The following is a 15,318-nucleotide window of genomic DNA, read 5'->3' on the forward strand; positions in this document are numbered from 1 at the left end:
CGGCACCGCTCCGCCCGCCAGCGGCGCCCCGAGCGCCCAGGCCACCCAGCCGAGCGCCGCGGACCTCAGCGCCGCGATGACCCAGGGCACCGTGCCGCCGGAGCTGTCCGCCGCCTTCGCCGCGCTCGACTGCTCCAAGCCCGAGGTCCGCTCCGCCCAGACCGGCGCCGATGACAAGGCCGTCGTCGCCTGCTCCCAGAAGGCCGAGAACGGCTACTACGAGAAGCTGGCCCTCGGCCCCGCCGCCGTGAAGGGCTCGGACGTCTCCAAGGCCCAGGCCGGTCTCGACACCCAGACCGGTGCCGGCTGGCAGGTCCAGCTCCAGTTCAACAACGCTGGCACCGACGCCTTCGCCAAGGTCACCGGCCAGCTGGCCACCCAGACCCCGCCGACCAACCAGTTCGCCATCGTGCTGGACAACCAGGTCGTCTCCCACCCGCAGGTCAACGGCCCGATCCCGGGCGGCAGCGCCGTCATCACCGGCCGCTTCTCGCAGGCCGAGGCGCAGGACCTCTCCAACGTGCTGAGCTACGGCGCCCTGCCGCTGGAGTTCAGCAAGGGCGACGTCACCACCGTCTCCCCGCAGCTCGGCAGCGACCAGCTCAAGGCCGGTCTGGTCGCCGGCCTCATCGGCATGGTGCTGGTGGTCGCCTACTCGCTGGTCTACTACCGCGGTCTCGGCCTCGTCTCGATCGCCGGTCTGCTGGTCTCGGCGGCCCTGACCTACTCGATCATGAGCCTGCTCGGCGGCGCGATCGGCTTCGCGCTGAACCTGCCGGCGGTCTGCGGTGCGATCGTCGCGATCGGTATCACCGCCGACTCCTTCATCGTGTACTTCGAGCGCATCCGCGACGAGGTCCGCGAGGGCGCCCCGCTGCGCCCGGCGGTCCAGCGGGCCTGGCCGCGCGCCCGGCGCACCATCCTGGTCTCGGACTTCGTGTCCTTCCTCTGTGCCGCCGTGCTCTACGTGGTCTCGGTCGGCAAGGTGCAGGGCTTCGCCTTCACCCTGGGTCTCACCACGGCGCTCGACGTGGTGGTGATCTTCCTCTTCACCAAGCCGCTGATCACGCTGCTGGCCCGGCGCAAGTTCTTCTCCGAGGGCCACCCGTGGTCCGGCCTGGACCCGAAGCGGCTGGGCGCCCGCCCGCCGCTGCGCAGCACCCGTCGCCGTAGCCCCTCCTCTGCCGCCGTGAAGGAGGCCTGACACCGTGTCACGCTTCTCCAATCTGGGCCACCGGCTCTACCAGGGCGAGGTCAGCTTCGACTTCGTCGGGCGCCGCAAGCTCTGGTACTCGATCTCCGGTGTGATCGTGCTGGTCGCGGCGATCGGCCTGGCCATGGGCCTGCACCTGGGCATCGAGTTCAAGGGCGGCTCGGTCTACACCGTGACCAAGCCGGGGCTGACGGTTTCCCAGGCGCAGGACACCGCGAACGGGGTCGTCTCCTCGCACCCGCTGGTGCAGTCGAGCGACAACGGCAAGATCCGCATCCAGGTCAGCACCGATGAGACGAAGAGCTCGGACCAGATCCGCTCCGAGCTCTCCCAGAAGCTCAGCGTGCCGCTGGACACCGTCGAGGCCCAGGTGATCGGCCCCAGCTGGGGCAAGCAGATCTCCCAGAAGGCACTCACCGGCCTGATCATCTTCATGGTCCTGGTGACGGTCTACCTGGCGATCGCCTTCGAGTGGCGGATGGCGGTGGCCGCCCTGGTCGCCCTGATCCACGACCTCCTGATCACCATCGGCGTGTACGCCCTGGTGGGCTTCGAGGTCACCCCCGGTACGGTGATCGGCTTCCTGACCATCCTCGGGTACTCGCTCTACGACACGGTCGTCGTCTTCGACACCGTGAAGGAGAACACCCGGGGGATCACCAAGCAGAACAAGCTCACCTACAGCGAGGCGGCCAACGCGGGCCTCAACCAGACCCTGGTGCGCTCGCTCAACACCACCGTGGTGGCGCTGCTGCCGGTCGCCGCGCTGCTGTTCATCGGTGGCGGCATCCTGGGCGCCGGCACCCTGAACGACATCTCGCTCGCGCTGTTCATCGGCCTCGCGGCCGGTGCCTACTCCTCGATCTGCGTCGCCACCCCGCTGCTGGCGCAGCTCAAGGAGGAGCAGCCGGACCTGAAGGCGCTGCGCAAGAAGGTCCTGCAGCACCGGGCCGCGGCGGCCGCCAAGGCCGAGGCCGGCGAGGGTGCGCCGACGGACGAGGAGGCCGCGGGCGAGGACCAGCCGGCGGGTATGGTCGGTCAGCGTGGCCGTTCGGCCGGTACCGCCAAGGGCCGTCCGTCCGGAAAGCGCTGACCCGAAACAGACCGTGAGGACACCTACCGTGACCACCGCCGACACCGCACTGGCCGAGCTCCTGAACAGCAGGATCCGGGACGTTCCGGACTACCCGAAGCCGGGTGTGCTGTTCAAGGACATCGCGCCGCTGCTCGCCGACGCCGAGGCCTTCGGCGCCCTGACCAGGGCGCTGGCGGACCGGGCGACGGCGCTCGGGGCGACCAAGGTGGTGGGCCTGGAGGCGCGCGGCTTCGTGCTGGCGGCCCCGGCGGCCTTCGCGGCCGGGCTCGGCTTCGTGCCGATCCGCAAGCAGGGCAAGCTGCCCGGCGAGGTGTTCCGGCGTTCGTACGAGCTGGAGTACGGCTCGGCGACGCTGGAGGTGCAGTGCGACGCCTTCGTGCCCGGTGAGCGGGTGCTGGTGGTGGACGACGTGCTGGCCACCGGCGGGACCATCGGTGCCTCGCTGGACCTGGTGAAGGAGGCCGGCGCCGAGCTGGTGGGCGTCGTGGTGCTGATGGAGCTGGGCTTCCTGGACGGCCGCGAGCGGCTGGCCGGGCACCTGAACGGGGCTCCGCTGGAGACGCTCGTCACGGTCTGAGGGTCCTGAACGGGACCCGGACGAAGGACGGCGGTCGGATCATCCGACCGCCGTCCTTCCGTTTCCGGGCCCGGCCGGATGAACACCGGAGCGCCCGGCTCGGTACCATGAAGATTCATCCCCTCCCGGTTGTGCCCGGCCGCACGGGCCTCGGCAGGGGTCGGCCCCGGTGCCCCGAGGAGTGTCCTTGCCCGACGAGGTTGTGCCCACGGCCGCAGCGGCCGCCCCCGAAGACCGTCCCACGCCCTCGGGGGCCACCCCGGCACGCCCGGCGCCGACCTCCTCGCGTTCCTTCCCGCCCACCGGCCGCGGCTCCAGCAGCGGCGGCATGCGCGCCCGCCTGGCCCGCCTCGGCGGCCAGCGCTCCAGCGTGCTCAACCCCGTCCTGGAGCCGCTGTTCCGCTCGATCCGGGCGAACGACCCCAAGGCCGACCCGGCGCTGCTGCGCGACATCGAGCGCGCCTACGCCGTCGCCGAGAAGTGGCACCGCGGGCAGAAGCGCAAGAGCGGCGACCCGTACATCACCCACCCGCTGGCCGTCGCGACCATCCTCGCCGAGCTCGGCATGGACGCCCCGACCCTGATGGCCGGGCTGCTGCACGACACCGTCGAGGACACCGACTACGGCCTGGAGACCCTGCGCAAGGACTTCGGCGACTCGGTGGCCTTGCTGGTCGACGGCGTCACCAAGCTCGACCGGGTCAAGTTCGGCGAGGCCGCGCAGGCCGAGACCGTCCGCAAGATGGTCGTGGCGATGGCCAAGGACCCGCGGGTCCTGGTGATCAAGCTGGCCGACCGCCTGCACAACATGCGCACGATGCGCTACCTCAAGCGGGAGAAGCAGGAGAAGAAGGCCCGCGAGACGCTGGAGATCTACGCCCCGCTGGCGCACCGGCTGGGCATGAACACCATCAAGTGGGAGCTGGAGGACCTCGCCTTCGCGATCCTCTACCCCAAGATGTACGACGAGATCGTCCGGCTGGTCGCCGAGCGCGCCCCCAAGCGGGACGAGTACCTGGCGACCGTCATCGACCAGGTCCAGGCGGACCTGCGCGGCGCCCGGATCACCGCCTCCGTCACCGGCCGGCCGAAGCACTACTACTCGGTCTACCAGAAGATGATCGTCCGGGGCCGGGACTTCGCCGAGATCTACGACCTGGTGGGCATCCGGGTCCTGGTCGACACCGTCCGCGACTGCTACGCGGCGCTGGGCACCATCCACGCGCGGTGGAACCCGGTGCCGGGGCGGTTCAAGGACTACATCGCGATGCCCAAGTTCAACATGTACCAGTCGCTGCACACCACGGTGATCGGTCCCGGCGGCAAGCCCGTCGAACTCCAGATCCGCACCTTCGACATGCACCGGCGGGCCGAGTACGGCATCGCCGCGCACTGGAAGTACAAGCAGCGCGCCGTCGCCGGGGCGTCCAAGGTCCGCACCGACACCCCGACGCAGGTCCGCAAGGACGACAAGGCCGGCGCCGTCAACGAGATGGCCTGGCTGCGGCAGCTGCTGGACTGGCAGAAGGAGACCGCCGACCCGGGCGAGTTCCTGGAGTCGCTCCGCTTCGACCTGGCCAGCAACGAGGTCTTCGTCTTCACGCCCAAGGGCGACGTGATAGCCCTGCCGGCCGGGGCGACCCCGGTCGACTTCGCCTTCGCGGTGCACACCGAGGTCGGCTACCGGACCATCGGCGCCCGGGTCAACGGACGGCTGGTGCCGCTGGAGTCGACCCTGGAGAACGGCGACACCGTCGAGGTGTTCACCTCCAAGGCGGAGAACGCCGGCCCGTCCCGGGACTGGCTGGGCTTCGTCAAGTCGCCGCGCGCCCGCAACAAGATCCGCGCCTGGTTCTCCAAGGAGCGCCGCGAGGAGGCGATCGAGCACGGCAAGGAGGCGATCGTCCGGGCGATGCGCAAGCAGGGCCTGCCGATCCAGCGGATCCTGACCGGCGACTCGCTGGTCACCCTGGCCCACGAGATGCGCTACCCCGACATCTCCTCGCTCTACGCCGCGATCGGCGAGGGCCACGTCGCCGCGCAGAACATCGTGCAGAAGCTGGTCCAGGCGCTCGGCGGCGAGGAGGGCGCGACCGAGGACCTGGCCGAGACCGCGACCCCGACCCACGACACCCGCCGGGCGGCCCGCCGCCGGGCCAAGGGCGACCCGGGCGTGATCGTCAAGGGCGTCGAGGACGTCTGGGTCAAGCTCTCCCGCTGCTGCACCCCGGTGCCGGGCGACCCGATCGTGGGCTTCGTCACCCGCGGCAACGGCGTCTCGGTGCACCGCGCCGACTGCGTCAACGTCGAGGCGCTCAGCCAGCAGCCCGAGCGGATGATCGACGTCGAGTGGGCGGCCACCCAGTCCTCGGTCTTCCTGGTGGCCATCCAGGTCGAGGCGCTGGACCGCTCCCGGCTGCTCTCGGACGTCACCCGGGTGCTCTCCGACCAGCACGTCAACATCCTGTCGGCGGCGGTGCAGACCTCCCGGGACCGGGTGGCGATGAGCCGCTTCACCTTCGAGATGGGCGACCCGAAGCACCTGGGCCACGTGCTCAAGGCGGTGCGCGGCGTCGAGGGCGTGTACGACGTCTACCGCGTCACCTCGGCCCGCAGCAAGTAGCGGCGGAACGCGGAAGGCCCCCGGGAACGATCCCGGGGGCCTTCGCCGTTCACCAGCCGCTCATCGGCCGTTCAGCGCGTCACGAGGATCAGCCGCTGAACTCCTCCTGGCTCTTGTGCGCCTGCTCCAGCAGGGTCTGCACCCCGGCCAGCTCGGACTCCAGCTTGGCGACCTTGGAGTTGTTGCCGGCCGCGCGGGCCTTGTCCAGGTCGGCCTGGAGCTTGTCGGCCTTCGCCTGGAACAGGCCCACCATGCCGGCCGCGCGGGCCTTGGCCTCCGGGTTGGAGCGCTTCCACTCGGCGTCCTCGGCCTCGCGGATGGCCCGCTCGACCGCGTTCAGCCGGCCGTCCAGCTTCGGACGGATGTCACGCGGCACGTGCCCGATCGCCTCCCAGCGCTCGTTGACGTCGCGCAGCGCCGCCTTGGCGGCCTTCAGGTCGGTGATCGGCAGGATCGCCTCGGCCTCGACCGCCAGCGCCTCCTTGAGCTTCTGGTTCTCCACCTGCTCGGCGTCACGCTCGCTGAACACCGCGGAACGGGCCTGGAAGAAGACGTCCTGCGCGCCGCGGAACCGCGCCCACAGCTCGTCCTCGACGTCCCGCTGCGCCCGGCCGGCGGCCTTCCAGCGCGCCATCAGGTCACGGTAGGCGGCCGCGGTGCTGCCCCAGTCGGTGGACGAGGAGAGCGCCTCGGCCTCGGAGACCAGCGCCTCCTTGGTCTGCCGGGCCTTCTCCCGCTCGGCGTCCAGGGTGGCGAAGTGCGCCTTGCGGTGCTTGGAGAAGACCGAGCGGGCGTGCGAGAAGCGGTGCCACAGCTCGTCGTCGCTCTTGCGGTCCAGCCGCGGCAGGCCCTTCCAGGTGTCCACCAGGGCGCGCAGCCGGTCGCCGGCCTCCCGCCACTGGGTGGACTCGGCGAGCTGCTCGGCCTCGGAGACCAGGGCCTCCTTGGCGGTGCGGGTCTCGTCCTGGGCCTTGGCCCGGGCGGCCTTGCGCTCCTCCCGCCGGGTCTCGATCTCACCGGTGAGCGTGTCCAGCCGCTTCGCCAGCGCGTCCAGGTCGCCCACCGCGTGCCCCTCGACGACCTGTGCGCGCAGGTGCTCCAGCGCGGTCTGGGCGTCCTTGGCGGCCAGGTCGGTGGTGCGCACCCGCTTCTCCAGCAGGCCGATCTCCACCTCGATGCCCTGGTACTTGCGCTCGAAGTAGGCGAGGGCCTCCTCGGGCGAGCCGGCCTGCCAGGAGCCCACGGCGCGTTCGCCGTCGGCGGTCCTGACGTACACCGTGCCCTGCTCGTCCACACGGCCCCACGGGTCGCTGCTCATAGCGCGTCCTCCACATGACGTCGCGCCCGCGCCGGGGCGGCACGCGTCCGTCGTCCACAGTTGATGTGCGGCGGACCCGATGAGTCCGCCGTCCCGTCCGCCGTGCCTTGCTGCCGAGGGTGACGGCTAGGCGGGTCCGGGCACCCTATACAACGCCAACATAGGCGACCAGGACCGGTGCTGTCCGCATCCGGGCCGGGCGATTTCGGTCCGGGGCCCGGCAGGGGCGTCGCGTACGCCCGCCGCCGGTGCTCCCGGAGTCGGTCAACTCTTGGTGACGGTAACCGAGTTGAAGGTGACGTCGGCCATCGGGTGGCCGTCCCCGGAGCCCTCCAGGGTGCCCGCGGCGGCGATCTTCTGCACCACGTCCAGGCCGCCGGTGATCTTGCCGAAGGGGGTGTAGTTCGGGGGCAGCTGGGTGTCCTTGTACACCAGGAAGAACTGGCTGCCGTTGGTGCCGGGGCCGGAGTTGGCCATCGCCACGGTGCCCGCCGGGTAGGTCGCGCCGGTCAGGTTCTCGTCGGCGAACTTGTAGCCGGGGCCGCCGGTCCCGCCCGGGACGGTCGCGCTGGCGGTCGGGTCGCCGCACTGCAGCACGAAGATGCCGTCGGTGGTGAGGCGGTGGCACTTGGTGTGGTCGAAGAACTTCTCACCGGCCAGGAAGGCGAAGGAGTTCACGGTGTGCGGGGCCTTGGCCGCGTCCAGCGCGACGGTCACCTTGCCGCAGTTGCTCTCCAGCGCCATGGTGTACGACCCGCTCGGGTCGATCGACATGGCCGGTTCGGTCTTCCACTGCTTGCCGTTGGGCGCGCCCGGAGCCGGGTCGGAGCAGCCCTCGACCGGCTTGCGGGTCGGGGTGGTGGGCTCGGCGGACCCGGTCGGCGCGGCCAGGGGGGTCGAGGCGGCCGAGGTCTTCTTGTCGTCCGAGCTGAACGCGCCGGTGGCGATCAGCGTGCCGCCGCCGGCCAGCACCACGACGGCGAGCGAGGCGCCCAGGATCGTGTTGCGGCGCTTGCGGGCGGCCGCCGCCTCGGCGCGGCGCTCCATCTGGCGCTCGTACTTCTCGCGGGCGAGCTGCCGCCGCCGCTGTTCGCTGCTGACCACCGGCCGTGTCTCCTGAGGATGTGCGGAAAGAGTGGATGGATTCCGAAGCGGATCATCGCATCCATCGGCGGCCAAGTGTAGGGACCCGGCCCGTAAGAACGCGGTGAACCTGGCGGTGAACCTGTCAGGCGGGCGGCCCCTCGGCGCCATCTGGTTCGCAACCGGGCCCGGACCGCCGGTAGGCTGCGCTTACGTCATTACTGACAGCATCACTACTGGTAGCCATCGCAGCTTGTCGCCGCACACCCGAAGGACGCGCGTGTTCATCGCCGGATTCCCCGCTGGAGCCTGGGGCACCAACTGCTACCTGGTCGCTCCCGGGGCGGGCGAGGAGTGCGTCATCGTCGACCCCGGCCACCAGGCCACCCGCGGCGTCGAGGAGCTCATCCGCGAACACCGGCTCAAGCCGGTCGCGGTCCTGCTCACCCACGGCCACATCGACCACGTCGCCTCGGTGGTCCCGGTCTGCGGCGCCCGCGGCGTCCCGGCCTGGATCCACCCCGAGGACCGGTACATGATGTCCGACCCGGAGAAGGCGCTCGGCCGCTCCCTGGGCACCCAGCTGATGGGCGAGCTCACCGTCGGCGAGCCCGACGACGTGCGCGAGCTCACCGACGGCGCCGTGCTGGAGCTGGCAGGCCTGCGACTCACCGTGGACCACGCCCCGGGCCATACCGGGGGGTCGGTGACCTTCCGGACGCCCGGTGCCGAGGACCTCCCCCCGGTGCTGTTCTCGGGCGACCTGCTGTTCGCCGGCTCCATAGGGCGTACCGACCTCCCGGGCGGGGACAGCGAGGCGATCATGCGGTCGCTGGCCCGGGTGTGCCTGCCCCTCGACGATTCCACCGTGGTCCTCTCCGGCCACGGGGGCCAGACCACCATCGGCCGCGAGCGCGCCACCAACCCCTACCTCCGACAGGCAGCAGGGGCGGACGGCGCCCCGGCTTTCCCGCGACGAGGAATGTGACGGAAGAGAAGTTGAGCACCTTCACCGCCCCCAAGGGCACCTACGACCTGCTGCCCCCCAGCTCCGCGACCTTCCTGGCGATCCGCGAGCGCCTCTCCGCTCCCGCCCGCCGGGCCGGCTACGGCTACATCGAGACCCCGGTCTTCGAGGACGTGAAGCTCTTCTCCCGCGGGGTCGGCGAGTCCACCGACATCGTGACCAAGGAGATGTACAACCTCACCACCAAGGGCGGCGACGAGCTCGCGCTGCGCCCGGAGGGCACTGCCTCCGTGCTGCGGGCCGCGCTCCAGGCCAACCTGCACAAGCAGGGCAACCTGCCGGTCAAGCTCTGGTACTCCGGTTCGTACTACCGCTACGAGCGCGCCCAGAAGGGCCGCTACCGCCAGTTCGCCCAGGTCGGTGCCGAGGCGATCGGGGCCGAGGACCCGGCGCTGGACGCCGAGCTGATCATCCTGGCCGACGACGCCTTCCGCTCGCTGGGCCTGCGCGACTACTCGCTGCTGCTCAACAGCCTGGGCGACAAGCAGTGCCGCCCGGTCTACCGCGCCGCCCTGATCGAGTTCCTCTCCGGCCTGGACCTCGACGAGGACACCCGCCGCCGCGCCGAGATCAACCCGCTGCGCGTCCTCGACGACAAGCGCGAGTCGGTGCAGGCCCAGCTGGTCGGCGCCCCGATGCTGCGCGACTTCCTGTGCGAGGACTGCAAGGCGTACGACGAGAAGGTCCGCGAGCTGCTCACCGCCAACGGCGTCGCCTTCGTGGACGACCCGAAGCTGGTCCGCGGCCTGGACTACTACACCCGCACCACCTTCGAGTTCGTGCACAACGGCCTCGGCGCCCAGTCCGCGATCGGCGGCGGCGGCCGCTACGACGGCCTGTCCGAGATGATCGGCGGCCCGGCGCTGCCCTCCGTCGGCTGGGCCCTCGGCGTCGACCGCACGTACCTCGCGCTGGAGGCCGAGGGTGTCACCCTCGACCTGCCGGCCGCCACCTCCGTCTACGCCGTGGCGCTCGGCGAGGAGGCCAAGAACGTCCTGTTCGCCAAGGTGATCGAGCTGCGCCGGGCCGGCGTGGCCACCGACCTCGCCTTCGGCGTCAAGAGCATCAAGAACGCCATGAAGTCCGCCGACCGGTCCGGCGCCCGCTTCGCCCTGATCGCCGGGGACCGGGACCTCGCCGAGGGCGTCGTCCAGCTCAAGGACATGAGCACCGGCGAGCAGACCCCCGTCGCCCTCGACGCACTTGTCACCACCCTGAAGGAGAAGCAGCTGTGATCCGCACGCACGACGCGGGCACGCTCCGCCCGGAGCACGCAGGCACCACCGTCACCCTGGCCGGCTGGGTCGCCCGCCGCCGCGACCACGGCGGCGTGGCCTTCATCGACCTGCGCGACGCCTCCGGCACCGTGCAGATCGTGGTCCGCGACCTGGACTCGGTGCACGGCCTGCGCGCCGAGTACTGCGTCAAGGTCGTCGGCGACGTCCGGGTGCGCCCCGAGGGCAACGAGAACCCGGACATCCCGACCGGTGCGGTCGAGGTCGTCGTCAGCGAGATCGAGGTGCTCTCCGAGGCCGCCCCGCTGCCCTTCCCGGTCGCCGAGTACGAGCCGGGCACGGTCAACGAGGAGGTCCGGCTGCGCTACCGCTACCTGGACCTGCGCCGCGAGGGCCCGGCCAAGGGCCTGCGGCTGCGCTCCAAGGTCAACAACATCATCCGCCGGGTGATGGAGGAGAACGACTTCCTCGACATCGAGACGCCGTACCTCACCCGCTCCACCCCCGAGGGCGCCCGCGACTTCCTCGTCCCGGTCCGCCTGCAGCCGGGCCACTGGTACGCCCTGCCGCAGTCGCCCCAGCTGTTCAAGCAGCTGCTGATGGTGGCCGGCATGGAGCGCTACTACCAGATCGCCCGCTGCTTCCGCGACGAGGACTTCCGCGCCGACCGGCAGCCGGAGTTCACCCAGCTGGACATCGAGGCCTCCTTCGTCGACCAGGAGGACATCCTGGCCCTCGGCGAGAAGATCGTCGGCTCCATCTGGCGCGAGGTGCACGGGTACGAGATCCCGAACCCGCTGCCGCGGATGACCTACGCGGACGCGATGGGCCGCTACGGCTCCGACAAGCCGGACGTCCGCTTCGGCCAGGAACTCACCGACCTCACCGAGTACTTCAAGGGCACCGAGTTCCGCGTCTTCCAGGCCCCGTACGTCGGCGCCGTGGTCATGCCGGGCGGCGCCTCGCAGCCCCGCAAGCAGCTGGACGCCTGGCAGGACTGGGCCAAGGCGCGCGGCGCCCGCGGCCTCGCCTACGTGCTCATCGACGCCGAGACCGGCGAGCTGCGCGGCCCCGTCGCCAAGAACCTCTCCGAGGAGCACCTGGCCGGCCTGGCCGCCGCCGCGGGCGCCAAGAACGGCGACGCGATCTTCTTCGCGGCGGGCAAGCAGCGCGCCTCGCAGGAGCTGCTCGGCGCCGCCCGTCTGGAGATCGGCCGCCGCTGCGAGCTGATCGACGAGTCCAAGTGGGCCTTCCTCTGGGTCGTCGACTTCCCGATGTTCGAGCCGATCGAGGACGACAAGGGCGAGTTCCAGGGCTGGCACGCGGTGCACCACCCGTTCACCGCCCCGACCGCGGAGTCGCTGGCCACCTTCGACACCGACCCGGGCTCGGCCCTGTCCAACGCCTACGACCTGGTCCTCAACGGCTCGGAGCTGGGCGGCGGTTCGATCCGTATCCACCAGCGGGACGTCCAGAAGCGGGCGTTCGACGCGATCGGCCTCTCCGAGGAGGAGGCGGCCTCGCAGTTCGGCTTCCTGCTGGACGCCTTCAACTACGGCCCGCCGCCGCACGGTGGCGTCGCCTTCGGCCTGGACCGCATCGTCACGCTGCTGGGCGGGTACGACACCATCCGGGACGTCATCGCCTTCCCGAAGACGTCCACCGGCGGCGACCCGCTGACCGGCGCCCCGACCCCGATCACCCCGGCGCAGCGCCGCGAGGCCGGCGTGGACGCCCAGCCGAAGGTCCGCGAGGACGCCAAGGGAGAGGCTCAGCCCAAGTCCTGACGGCGCGTCATCCGCTAACCTGCAACGGCCCCGGACGGTCCACCCACCGTTCGGGGCCGGTCCACAACGGCGTGCGACACAGGGAGGGTTGACTCATGAAGGTCACAACGAGAGTCGAATGTCCGGAGGACGCTCCGGCGACCAGACGGGTTCACATGGCCGCGTTCCCCGGCCCGGACGAGGCGGACCTGGTGGACGCGCTGCGCCGCGATCCGGCCTGGCTGCCCGAGCTGTCGCTGGTCGCGGTGGACGGTGCCGGGCTGGTGATCGGGCACGCGCTGCTGACCCGGCTGCGGGTCGGCGACGGCGAGGCGCTGGCGCTCGCGCCGGTCGCGGTCGCGCCCGAGTGGCAGCGCCGGGGCGTCGGCGAGCTCGTCGTCCGGGCCGCGCTGTCGGCGGCCGAGAAGGCGGGCGAGCGGCTGGTGGTCGTCCTCGGCGATCCGGAGTACTACGGGCGGTTCGGCTTCGCCCCGGCCGGGCGGCACGAGGTCACCGGCCCGTTCGAGGTGCCGGAGGCGTACTTCCAGGCGCTGCCCCTGGCGGCGTACGACGGCGGTCCGCGCGGGCTCTGCCGCTATCCCGAGCCCTTCGTCGAGGTCTGAAACCCCAGGGGTGCTCCCCGTCGATCTGCGGATTCGTCGTACTGCGCCTACGGTTAATGATCATCAGCAGTCGGACGGAGGACACCGGGGTGGCCATGGACCAGCGGACCGCGAAGTCGGAGCGACTGGCGAGGAAGCCGTACGAGCAGGAGTTGCTGCGGTTGCAGCAGGAGCTGGTGAAGCTCCAGGAGTGGGTGCGGGTCGAGGGCGCCCGCGTGGTGGTGGTCTTCGAGGGGCGGGACGCGGCCGGCAAGGGCGGTGCGATCAAGCGGGTGACGGAGTACCTGAACCCGCGCATCGCCCGGGTCGCGGCACTGCCCACCCCGACCGAGCGGCAGAAGACCCAGTGGTACTTCCAGCGGTACGTCGAACACCTCCCGGCGGCCGGGGAGATCGTGCTGTTCGACCGCAGCTGGTACAACCGGGCCGGCGTCGAGCGGGTGATGGGCTTCTGCACCGACGAGGAGTACTGGCAGTTCATGCACCAGTGCCCGACCTTCGAGCGGATGCTGATCGAGGCGGGCATCCTGCTGCGCAAGTACTGGTTCTCGGTGAGCGACACCGAGCAGGAGCGGCGCTTCCGGGAGCGGCTGGAGGACCCGATGAAGCGCTGGAAGCTCTCCCCGATGGACGTCGAGTCGATCAACCACTGGGAGGACTACTCGCGGGCCAAGGACGAGATGTTCATCCACACCGACACCCCCGAGTCGCCCTGGCACGTGGTGGAGAGCGACGACAAGCGCCGGGCGAGGATCAACATGATCGCCCACCTGCTCTCCACCGTGCCGTACCACGAGATCACCCCGCCGCGGATCGAGCTTCCGCCCCGCCCGGCCTCGCGCGGCTACCAGCGGCCCCCGCGCGACCTCCAGAAGTACGTCCCGGACCACGCGGCCGGACTGGAGTAGGCGGCCCGCGGCGGGACGGGCTGTCGGCGGCCTCGCATAGGCTTCCGGTGTGGACGAACCGGACCTCTTCACCGCCGCAGCCGAGGAACGCCAGACCAGGGAGCCCGGCCGGGCGCCGCTGGCCGTACGGATGCGCCCGCGCACCCTGGACGAGGTGGCCGGGCAGCGGCAGCTGCTGAAGCCAGGGTCCCCGCTGCGGCGACTGGTCGCGAACTCGCGCGGGCCGGCGGCCACCAGCTCGGTGATCCTCTGGGGGCCGCCCGGGACGGGCAAGACCACCCTGGCCCACGTGATCAGCCAGGCCGTGGAGGGCCGCTTCGTCGAGCTGTCCGCGATCACCGCCGGGGTCAAGGAGGTCCGGGCGGTGATCGACGGCGCCCGGCGGGCGGTCGGCATGTCCGGCCGGGAGACGGTGCTCTTCCTGGACGAGATCCACCGCTTCTCCAAGGCCCAGCAGGACTCGCTGCTGCCGGCCGTGGAGAACCGCTGGGTCACCCTGATCGCGGCGACCACCGAGAACCCGTACTTCTCGGTGATCTCCCCGCTGCTGTCCCGCTCGCTGCTGCTCACCCTGGAGTCGCTGACCGACGAGGACATCCGGGCACTGCTGCGCCGCGCGGTCGCGGACGAGCGCGGCCTGGAGGGCGCGCTGGAGCTGACCGCCGAGGCCGAGGACCACCTGGTGCGGCTGGCCGGCGGGGACGCCCGGAAGGCGCTCACCACGCTGGAGGCGGCGGCCGGGGCGGCGCTGGAGGAGGGCGAGGCCAGCATCACGCTGGCCACCACCGAGACGGCCGTCAACCACGCGGCGGTGCGCTACGACAAGGACGGCGACCAGCACTACGACGTGGCCAGCGCGCTGATCAAGTCGATCCGCGGCAGCGACGTGGACGCGACCCTGCACTACCTGGCCCGGATGATCGAGGCGGGGGAGGACCCGCGCTTCATCGCCCGGCGGCTGATGATCTCGGCCAGCGAGGACGTCGGCCTGGCGGACCCCGTGGCGCTCCAGACGGCGGTGGCGGCGGCCCAGGCGGTGGCCCTGATCGGCTTCCCGGAGGCCCGGATCATCCTCTCCCAGGCGGCGATCGCGCTGGCCCTGGCGCCCAAGTCCAACTCGGCCTACCTGGCGATCGACGCGGCGCTGGCGGACGTCCGGCAGGGTCTGGCGGGCGCCGTCCCGCCGCACCTGCGGGACGCCCACTACGGAGGCGCGGGCAAGCTCGGCCACGGCAAGGGCTACCAGTACCCGCACGACCTGCCGGAGGGCATCGCGGCCCAGCAGTACGCGCCGGACTCGGTGCACGGCCGGGAGTACTACCGGCCGACGCGGCGCGGCGGCGAGGTCCGGTACGCGGACACCGTGGAGTGGACGCGCGGGCGGCTGCGGGGGGAGGAATAGAGGGCCATCGCCGATATGTACAATGGCCTTCTGCTCTCGGGCAGCGGTCAGGGCTTGGCCGTCATGAACCTGCTTCGCAGGTGAGTGAGAAGTCCTCCCAGTTGTGGGAGGAAGGAGTCACGTCCCGGGACGGCGGCTCAGGGAAACCTGATCCGACCGGCCACACCAGCGGGACAACGCTCAGAGGCTTTTTGTGGTCTCCAGGAGCGTCGCGCACCGTTTCGGTGTCGCGTGCAGCCCACCAGCCTCGGTTCGGTGGGCCACACGCGTGCTTGCACTTTGTGCCCGGCTCCGGAGAGCGGCTGATCCCTTCGCGCAGGCGTCGGGGTTTTCTCCGGGTCGCGACATGCGACCTCCGTCAACACCTGGTGAAAGCCGTATTCGTAAGCAAGGAAGGTTTGGTTCATGGCGAACCAGAAGCGTCCCAAGGTCAAGATCGCGCGTGCG

General features: G+C 71.1%; 12 protein-coding genes. 10 read left to right on the top strand and 2 right to left on the bottom strand.

Going from position 1 to position 15,318, the window contains the following annotated elements:
• The 4 genes from secD to J0670_RS11420 all read left to right on the top strand — a co-directional run.
• The coding region (gene secD, locus J0670_RS11405; protein ID WP_207811379.1) for a protein translocase subunit SecD at positions 1 to 1,204 on the top strand (1,204 nt) is incomplete at its 5' end.
• A gap of 4 nt (positions 1,205 to 1,208) precedes the next feature.
• The gene (gene secF, locus J0670_RS11410; RefSeq protein WP_207811380.1) at positions 1,209 to 2,306 is read left to right on the top strand and encodes a protein translocase subunit SecF; all 1,098 of its coding nucleotides are present in this window, start codon (positions 1,209 to 1,211) and stop codon (positions 2,304 to 2,306) included.
• 28 nt (positions 2,307 to 2,334) lie between these two features.
• Positions 2,335 to 2,886 carry an adenine phosphoribosyltransferase gene (locus J0670_RS11415; RefSeq protein WP_207811381.1) on the top strand — a complete coding sequence of 184 codons (552 nt, stop codon included), beginning with the start codon at positions 2,335 to 2,337 and terminating at the stop codon, positions 2,884 to 2,886.
• Between the two features lie 181 nt (positions 2,887 to 3,067).
• Complete coding sequence (locus J0670_RS11420; RefSeq protein WP_374223088.1) at positions 3,068 to 5,509, top strand: bifunctional (p)ppGpp synthetase/guanosine-3',5'-bis(diphosphate) 3'-pyrophosphohydrolase; 2,442 nt, start codon at positions 3,068 to 3,070, stop codon at positions 5,507 to 5,509.
• An 88-nt stretch (positions 5,510 to 5,597) separates the two neighbouring features.
• On the opposite strand, the gene J0670_RS11425 is transcribed toward J0670_RS11420, so the two are convergent.
• Both J0670_RS11425 and J0670_RS11430 read right to left on the bottom strand, forming a co-directional pair.
• Complete coding sequence (locus tag J0670_RS11425) at positions 5,598 to 6,827, bottom strand: DUF349 domain-containing protein (RefSeq protein ID WP_207811383.1); 1,230 nt, start codon at positions 6,825 to 6,827, stop codon at positions 5,598 to 5,600.
• 264 nt (positions 6,828 to 7,091) lie between these two features.
• Positions 7,092 to 7,931 (bottom strand): peptidylprolyl isomerase, encoded by an 840-nt coding sequence (locus J0670_RS11430; protein ID WP_207811384.1) that lies wholly within the window; start codon positions 7,929 to 7,931, stop codon positions 7,092 to 7,094.
• A 259-nt stretch (positions 7,932 to 8,190) separates the two neighbouring features.
• On the opposite strand from J0670_RS11430, the gene J0670_RS11435 reads away from it, so the two are divergent.
• The 6 genes from J0670_RS11435 (at position 8,191) to J0670_RS11460 (ending at position 14,871) form a co-directional block, all read left to right on the top strand.
• A complete protein-coding gene (locus tag J0670_RS11435; protein WP_207811385.1) occupies positions 8,191 to 8,898 on the top strand; it encodes an MBL fold metallo-hydrolase in 708 nt (235 codons plus the stop codon).
• Positions 8,899 to 8,909: 11 nt separating this feature from the next.
• A complete protein-coding gene (gene hisS / locus J0670_RS11440; protein WP_207811386.1) occupies positions 8,910 to 10,172 on the top strand; it encodes a histidine--tRNA ligase in 1,263 nt (420 codons plus the stop codon).
• Positions 10,169 to 11,959 carry an aspartate--tRNA ligase gene (gene aspS, locus J0670_RS11445; RefSeq protein WP_207811387.1) on the top strand — a complete coding sequence of 597 codons (1,791 nt, stop codon included), beginning with the start codon at positions 10,169 to 10,171 and terminating at the stop codon, positions 11,957 to 11,959. Before hisS ends, aspS begins: the two co-directional genes overlap by 4 nt.
• 95 nt (positions 11,960 to 12,054) lie before the next feature.
• Positions 12,055 to 12,561, top strand: a complete 507-nt coding sequence (locus J0670_RS11450) for a GNAT family N-acetyltransferase (RefSeq protein ID WP_207811388.1) — start codon at positions 12,055 to 12,057, stop codon at positions 12,559 to 12,561.
• 95 nt (positions 12,562 to 12,656) lie between these two features.
• Complete coding sequence (gene ppk2, locus J0670_RS11455; protein WP_207811390.1) at positions 12,657 to 13,469, top strand: polyphosphate kinase 2; 813 nt, start codon at positions 12,657 to 12,659, stop codon at positions 13,467 to 13,469.
• Positions 13,470 to 13,518: 49 nt separating this feature from the next.
• Entirely contained in the window at positions 13,519 to 14,871 is a 1,353-nt protein-coding gene (locus tag J0670_RS11460; protein ID WP_207811389.1) for a replication-associated recombination protein A, read from the top strand.
• The last annotated feature ends 447 nt before the right edge of the window (positions 14,872 to 15,318 follow it).

Origin of the sequence: Streptomyces sp. FH025 (genome assembly GCF_017427025.1) — a bacterium.
Lineage (GTDB): Bacteria > Actinomycetota > Actinomycetes > Streptomycetales > Streptomycetaceae > Kitasatospora.